The organism is Pedobacter sp. 10L46_2 (genome assembly GCF_056395165.1).
On record NZ_JBFTIZ010000365.1, the window covers coordinates 1 to 6,272 of the forward strand.

General features: G+C 38.3%; 6 protein-coding genes. All 6 read right to left on the reverse strand.

Going from position 1 to position 6,272, the window contains the following annotated elements; all coding sequences use genetic code 11:
- Positions 1–98 precede the first annotated feature (98 nt).
- Positions 99–1,067, reverse strand: coding sequence for an efflux RND transporter periplasmic adaptor subunit (locus tag AC1DDX_RS24945; RefSeq protein WP_337715361.1), 969 nt, complete (start codon positions 1,065–1,067; stop codon positions 99–101).
- Complete coding sequence (locus AC1DDX_RS24950; protein WP_477622786.1) at positions 1,055–1,627, reverse strand: TolC family protein; 573 nt, start codon at positions 1,625–1,627, stop codon at positions 1,055–1,057. Before AC1DDX_RS24950 ends, AC1DDX_RS24945 begins: the two co-directional genes overlap by 13 nt.
- Positions 1,628–1,644: 17 nt before the next feature.
- The gene (locus tag AC1DDX_RS24955) at positions 1,645–2,223 is read right to left on the reverse strand and encodes a hypothetical protein (RefSeq protein WP_477622787.1); all 579 of its coding nucleotides are present in this window, start codon (positions 2,221–2,223) and stop codon (positions 1,645–1,647) included.
- A gap of 89 nt (positions 2,224–2,312) precedes the next feature.
- Complete coding sequence (locus tag AC1DDX_RS24960) at positions 2,313–3,893, reverse strand: ABC transporter ATP-binding protein (RefSeq protein WP_477622788.1); 1,581 nt, start codon at positions 3,891–3,893, stop codon at positions 2,313–2,315.
- Entirely contained in the window at positions 3,883–5,634 is a 1,752-nt protein-coding gene (locus AC1DDX_RS24965; protein ID WP_172660660.1) for an ABC transporter ATP-binding protein, read from the reverse strand. Before AC1DDX_RS24965 ends, AC1DDX_RS24960 begins: the two co-directional genes overlap by 11 nt.
- Positions 5,635–5,685: 51 nt before the next feature.
- A partial coding sequence (locus AC1DDX_RS24970; RefSeq protein ID WP_477622789.1) for a 3-keto-disaccharide hydrolase occupies positions 5,686–6,272 on the reverse strand: 587 nt, incomplete at its 5' end.

The following is a 6,272-nucleotide window of genomic DNA, read 5'->3' on the forward strand; positions in this document are numbered from 1 at the left end:
AGCAATAACACCACCAAACATAATAGCAATAACACCACCAAACATAATTATGGTCAGAATTATTATAATTGGGTTTTTATGAGTCAGAAAGAAATTCTTCATTTGTGGTTGATCATAATTTTAGCCGTATCGGGTAAACCGTAATTACCAGTAAGAATGAACCTGTCATTAGGTTTAAATAAGGGGGATTTTATTTCAACATAACTTCCTGTTTCCAGCCCCTTCTGAATATTTACTTTTACCGCCGTAGTGTCATTCATTAGCTTCATTACCCAAAATTCATCCTGGGTTTCGTTAGTAAGAATGGATTCTTTGGGCAAAGCAATTGGATTTAGCGATTCTGATCGGACTAATTTCACCTTAGCTATAAGCCCTTCTGGAATTAGCTGTTGCGTTTTTACTTGAATGATGACCCTTTGGGTTTGCGATGCAGAATCGACCAAAGGCAGGGAACGGCCCATTTTGCCAGCTAACTTTTGTCCGTCAGGTAATGTTACTTGTAATGCTTTTTGATTTTTAATGATTCCCGTTAGTTCATAAGGCAAATCCATAAGAAAAACAAAACTATTTAGGTTAGTGATTACTGCCAACTGCTCCCCTTCCTGTACATAATCGCCTTTTTGGTGACTTACCTCTCCTACAAAACCAGCTGTATTTGCCGTAATTCGGGTTAGGCCGGTAAACTTAAAACTAGGATCAAGGCTATTAATGGCATTCCCTATGCTTCTGGCCTCTTTGGTAATCACCGTAAATAATGGTTGCCCCCCTTTTACATAGTCGCCTTTTTTTACATTTACAGTTTGCAAATAGCCATTTGAGCTCGCCTTTATAATCCCTTTCTGTTGAAAGGTTGCCGTTGCATTTAATTCAATATAATCGCTTAATGGTGCATGGCTTATCTGGGTAACACTTACCGGAGTTTTTGGATCGGGTGTTTTATCCAACTCACGATTATCCAATGTAGCGCTTGAGTTGCATGCACTCAGAATTAAGCAAATTGAAGCTAAACCCAATGTCACTGTATAATATGGCTTACTACTCATCTTTTTGTTTACTAATTGTTCCAATAGTTTAGTTGATTAATTAGCTGAAGCCTGGATATATTAACCTGCCGAAGCATATATTGGGTATTGAGGTAATTATTTATGGCTATTACATAATCTGCGATAGTGATGTCGCCTGTTTGCAGCAATTTGCTGTCTACATTTATCAAGCCCTCAGTGAATTTAATTTGCCTGGTAATTTTAGCCTGCAGCTCCTGGGTGCCTTGTAGTTGTTGAACAAGCTGATTAACCTGCTGCTGATACTGCCGGGTAAAAAATTGCAGATAATCTTGCCTCGTGTTTTCCTGTATTTGAAGCTGTGTATGCTTCATTTTACGCTGACCACCATCATAAACCGGCACAGAAACACTAAAACCTACACTTGTTCCAAAATTTTTATATGGCTGTAGGATGAAGGATGAATTGTAGCCCCCATTTATATAAACACTTGCCTGCGGTTTGTAATTCAGATCAATCTGCTTTTTATCATTCAATAATTTTAAGCTATCTATTTTATAGCCTTTGATAAAAATGCTATTGCTTAATCCGGTAAGCTGTGTGGCTGTTAGTACGGGTTCTTGCAATACGGTAACACTAGTATCTATAATGCAAGGTAATCTGCTTGTTTGTATACACTCTTTTGGGCAAGTACTTTTAACACCTTTTCTTCTTTTTGCAGGAGCTGATAAACTTCAAGATAAAAATCTCTTTGTTGCTGATCCGTATAGGTTGTTATGTATTGTTCGGTGATAGATTTTTTAATGTCTTGCCGGGAGATTTCTGAAGCCGCATTTATTGAATCAGAATGTAATATAATTCCTTCTAACTGAATATCTCGTCTACTTTTACCGATAATATTCTGGTTTGCAGTGATCAGCGCATCGAATGTTTTGCCATTACTAAGCGCATTATCATAACCATAACCGTTAATAACAGGCGCATAACTTCCTGTAGAACTGGCAGTAACCTGAGGCCTGTATCCGGCTCTTAGTATGGCACTATCCGTTTTATCAGAAAGCAGCTGATTCTTAAAATCTTTGAGCAAAGGACTATTGGTCAATGCTTTTTGAATGTAATCATCTACCTTTTTATGCTGTGCCTGACATAAAAATATCCCTCCGCTGTAACTTAAGAGTGTTAATAGCAAGATCGAAGATATTTCCCTTACGCCTTTTATCATTTACAACCAGATTTTTCACTGTATGAATATGATATAAAAGTAAAATCAGACTTTGAAGAAAATCTGTAGAGCTACTGGCAATATCCAGACTAACTTTTTCTTTTATGATGGATAAGCTTATCCATAGCCTCCTGAAATGATCCTGCCCTGGTAACCTCTCCACTATTTACAAAGAAGATTTCGTCGGCATTCTCGATGGTATTTAAACGGTGGGCAATAATTACCAGAGTAGTCTCTTGTGGCAATTTGTCTAATATCTCGCCAAGTAGTTTTTCTGTTATGGTATCAATATTTGCTGTCGCCTCATCAAGAATTAGCAGATCCGGCTTTCTTAGCACAGCGCGCATAAAAGCGATCATAAATAAGAACGGTTCCTGAAGTATAAATCCAATTTTCTTACTCCGTTCTTCAGGAGTATAAGATTTGATGTCTTTGCCGTCTAAAAGAATCATTCCACTAACCGGATCGTACAAACGTGCCATAATGGATGCAGTTGTGGTTTTACCTCCACCTGTAGGACCTACCAGCGCATATGTTTTTCCTTTTTCGAGCTTAAAATTCACATTGTGAAGTATTTCATTACTTGTGGTATATCCAAAATGAACGTTTCTGAATTCAAGTAACGAATCTGAGGCTGTTGCAACACTACCCTTAACAATATCCAGATTACTTTCGAGAGATAACATACGGGAGATCCTATCCCAACCCGCAAGTGCAACCTGGAAACTTGTCCACAAAGCAGCCAATTGCCTTAATGGGTTATAAAAGTTAGTAGAATAAGCCAAATAACTTACAAGCAGGCCTATACTAAATTCCGATTCAGAGATCAGATAAATCCCATAACTCAGCACAATTAATTGCGCTAAAGCGGAAAACAACCCGAATACAGGTAAGAACATGTTGTTTGCCATTCCTGTACCCATAGCAGTTTTATAATTATGCTGGTTGGCTACATCAAACTTTTTTCTAAAATAATCTCTTCGGTTAAAAGCAATTATCACCTTAAAGTTGTTCAGGCTTTCCTGTATTTCGGCGCTTAGCCCACCAGAGCTTTTTAAACTTAACGCATTCCTTTTTCTTACCCAAGGCGAAACACTTCTTGTAAAAATCAGGATAACTAAGGCTGGTACCAGGGTAGCTAGCCCAAGTTTTATATTGATAGATAATAAGAATACCCCGGAACCGATCATAGTAATGATACTACTAATGAACTGCATTAGGGCCTGAGAAAAGAATTGGCTCAATTTATCCGTATCATTATTAACCCTTGATATCAGATCACCTGCTTTGTTCTCATTAAAGAAGGCTACAGGTAATTGCTGGATTTTATTAAAGATTACGTTTCTTAATTTGAAGATGGCGCGCTGGGCTACACCTCCCATCCATTGCGTTTGCAAATAACTGCTCACAAAAGMGATAGAATACATCCCTAGTAAAATCCCTGCAAATACCAAAACACCATGATATTTTCCGGTTTGCACGTAATGATCTATTGTATACCCTATTAAAAACGGGCCAAGAAGGTTAAGTGATGCACTAACAAGAATTGCCGATAAGGAGAGAAAAATACGCTTTCTCTCTTCCGCAACCAGATTCAACAGGTTTTTAAGTCCTGTCCAGGATGAACTTTTCTTCTCCTGCTCTGCTATGCTGTTCAGATTATAATTCATAGTTGCTTGTGCTTTTTTGTGAATTAAAAATCTGTACGTATTCAGGGCTTGTATTCATAAGCTCTTTGTGGGTTCCTGCGGCCAGTATTTCGCCCTGCATAAGCAAAATGATCTGTTCATAATGCTCAACCGCAGCTATTTTCTGAGTTACCGATATAAGCGTTAAATTAGGGTAATTGCGCTGAATATTTTCAAGTATGCGGGTTTCAGTCTGATTATCTACCCTTGCTGTAAAGTCATCAAGCAACAATACATTTGGATTTATTGCCAATGCACGTGCCAGCATAATCCGTTGCTTTTGTCCTCCTGAAAGACTTAATCCCCTTTCGGAAACGCTGGTATTTAACCCTTCCGGCAATGATTCCATAAAATCTTTTAGTTCTGCGGTTTCAATTGCCCTTTGTAAAGATTCGTCTGTTACCGTTTCACTAAAAGTTATATTTTCGCGGATGCTCATATTGAACAGGATACTATCCTGAAAAACAAAGCCTAACTTTTGGTAAAAAGATTCACTTTTATATTCATCTATTTGATGTCCGTTGAATGTTAATACACCGCTATCTGGCTTAATTAAACCACTAAGCAAATAGAGCAGTTGTGTTTTACCTGCTGCTGTTGGTCCAATTACCGCAGTCCTTGATCCTGGTCGTACAGAGAAATCGATATGCTTTAATACAGGCTTTTCACCGTAATTAACATTTACATCCTTCATTTCTATAGCTCCGGTTAAATTAGCTGCCAGCTGACCTGTTTCAATAGTATCTGGTCTTTCCAGCATTTCGCTGATCCTGCCGTATGAAGCAGTAGCCTGAGCAATTACATTACTCATAAAACCTATGATAAGAATCGGGAAAATTAGCAGTGCCAGATAACTGTTAAAAGCAGCAAAATCACCCAAGCTCATTCTGCCGTTAATTACATAATGTCCACCCAGAACCAGAATCATTAAACCCGCCATATTTGCTGTAAATACAATTATGGGGATTAGCCAGGCAAATAACCTCAGAATTGAAAGTCCAATATCTTTGGCCTTATTACTCGCCTCAAAAAACTTATCATATTCCAGTTGCTGCGAATTAATTACGCGAATTAACATAGCCCCAAGGATACTTTCATTAATTACTTTATTTAACCAGTCTATTACTTCCCTGCTTTTTTTGAATAGCACCCGTACTTTACCCAATACAATAAAAAACGTACCTCCAATAATTGGAATGATGGCCATGACAATTAAGCCAAGTTTCCAGTTGATGCTAAGCAGTAAGATACTTGCGCCAATAATGATGAACAAGGAGGATACGATAGAAACAATGGCCTGCGATACAAACAATTTTATAGAATCTACATCGGAAGTAAGATTAGTAAGTAAACGGGATGGGTTCGTGGTTTGTATATAAGCAAAGCTTTGTCGGGATATTTTATCGGCTAACCGGGTTCTTAAGTCCCTTGCTACCTTTTCTGAGGCATAGGTTTGCATTAAACTTTGCAGGAAACTAAATAGAAAGATAATGAGCACTACAACTATAAATTCAGTAGCAATGGTTTTATATGAAAATTTGCCTGCACTGTATGCATCTATACCGCTACCAATAAGTTTTGGTATCCAAAGGTTGAGACCATTGCTGAGCAATGCAAACAAGATGAGCAGCATAATCAGGCCTGAATACGGTTTAAGCAAACTAAAAATGCTTTGACCCTGCTTCGTTTTCTGTTTTGGACCCTGAGTATCTGAATTTTTCATTTTCAACTTACGAAATTGGGATTTTTTTTCAATACTATAACCCAATATCAATTATAATTCAGTTATTTTTAAGTTACGAAAATGAATCTCAGCACCCTCAGATTCTAAACACAGGTACCCCTTCTTTACGGTTGATTTACTTATCCCATTTACAAACTTGCCATTTACCGATAATTTGATGGTTCCATCCACACAAACAACTGTATAACTATTCCATTCGCCTTTTCCTTTGCAACGATTCTCTACAGATTTACTGCGTTCGCCCCTTGGATTATCCGGAACTGTTTGTACACCCCCAACCCCAAAAAGTTCGCCATGAACATATGCAATAGGTGGCTTTTCACCATTAGTAATATTCTGGTTTACCCAGTCAAGTTCAAGCATCTGCACTTCTACGCCACCAGGCAGTCGATTTTCCGCTCCCGGTTTTGCATCACTCCATACAAATACTCCCGAATTTCCGCCAGCTTCCATGTGCTTCCACTCAACCTGTAGTATAAAATTCTCATATAGCTTTTCTGAGCGCATAACGCCAATGGGCTTGCCTTTGCAAATGAGCAGATCTTTATCTACCCTCCAGGTATCAGGATCCGTATTTACATTTATCCAGTTAATCGACTGCCCCTTAGCTTTATCAC

What these genes read in the sequence shown, in the direction of transcription:
- AC1DDX_RS24955 (WP_477622787.1), bottom strand. Translation starts at nt 2,223, where the DNA reads ATGATAAAAGGCGTAAGGGAAATATCTTCGATCTTGCTATTAACACTC.
- AC1DDX_RS24965 (WP_172660660.1), bottom strand. Translation starts at nt 5,634, where the DNA reads ATGAAAAATTCAGATACTCAGGGTCCAAAACAGAAAACGAAGCAGGGT.